Annotated in this window: 1 protein-coding gene; it reads right to left on the reverse strand. The window is 60.7% G+C overall.

All coding sequences use genetic code 11. The annotated features are described in order from the left end of the window. Window positions 1-993, reverse strand: a 993-nt coding sequence (locus x551_RS22385; protein WP_036251753.1) for a PQQ-binding-like beta-propeller repeat protein, incomplete at its 3' end; no start/stop codon positions are given. Between the last annotated feature and the right edge of the window lie 284 nt (window positions 994-1,277).

Raw genomic sequence — 1,277 nt, forward strand, 5'->3', positions numbered from 1 at the left:
CTTCAGGTCTGCAAGCACGATGTCCATGCTGGAGTTGTAGTCCCAAGTCTCACCCGGAACGGTCTGATAGTGCCACTTGTACTTGCCGGTGTCGGGATCGAGTGCCACTAGTGAGCAGAGGAACAAGTTGTCACCGCCGTCAGGGCTGCGGATCTTGCGGTTCCACGGTGACCCGTTGCCGGTTCCGATGATGATCTGGTTGAACTCGGCGTCATAAGTGAACCCGTTCCAGGTGTTGCCGCCGCCGCCGTGCTTCCACCATTCGCCGGTCCAGGTCTTGGCGGCCATCTCCTGGGTTGCGTCCTCGAAGCCGTCGGCCGGATTGCCGGGAACGATGTAGAAGCGCCAGGCCTGCTTGCCGGTCTCGGCGTCATAGGCAGTGATGTAGCCGCGCGCCGCACCATTCTCGGTGCCGCCATTGCCGATCAGTACCTTACCGCGGAAGATCTTGGGATATCCGCTGACGTACATCGGCTTATCGACGTCGGTGGTCTGGACGCTCCACTTCTCCGCTCCGTCCTTCGCGTTGAGGCCGATCAGGCGGCCGTCATTGGTGGCGATGATCAGCGTGCCCTTCCAAAACCCGACGCCGCGCGTGCCACCCCAGAAGAGGCGCAGGCGCTTGCCGGCGTGCTCGATGGTCTTGGGGTCATACTCCCAGAGAACTTTGCCGGTCTTGGCATCGACAGCTCTTGTCACGCTGTACGAACCGGCAAAGTACAAAACGCCATCGACGACAAGTGGCGTGCCGAGAAGTGCTCGGTCATTGGGCAGTGGCAACTGCCATGCGAGATTGAGCCTAGAGACGTTCTTGGTGTTGATCTGGTCTAGCGGGCTGAAGCGGTTCTCGCTGTAGTCGCGGCCGTAGGAGAGCCAGTTGGCGCCGTTTCGGGTATCGGCTAGGGCCGCGTCGTCCACCACCGTTTCCGCCGCAGTCAAGCGGGCCGCGACCAGCAGCGCACACGCGAGCGCGCCCGTGATTCGTCTCTGCATGTCTCCTCCAGTCTCGATGTGATCGACGATTGTGGGGACTGAGCATTGGAGCTTCCCCTCTCTAGAGGGGGGATCGAGGGGGCGAACGCGCCATGGACGAGAACCTATGAGGAATTCCTACGCGATCGAGCGGCAGCGAATCTACTAGAACAAGATTCGCGCAGCTGTTCCGTTGATTCGTCGGCAAACGAGTCGTGGTTGTGAAAGGCCTTGCCGGCGTGCCGCGTGAAGCAGGTAGGGCAAATGAGGTAGCCATAGAAACCGAGTCGATCTCCAGGTGATGG

This window comes from Methylibium sp. T29 (assembly GCF_000576205.1).
Taxonomy (GTDB): domain Bacteria; phylum Pseudomonadota; class Gammaproteobacteria; order Burkholderiales; family Burkholderiaceae_C; genus Methylibium; species Methylibium petroleiphilum.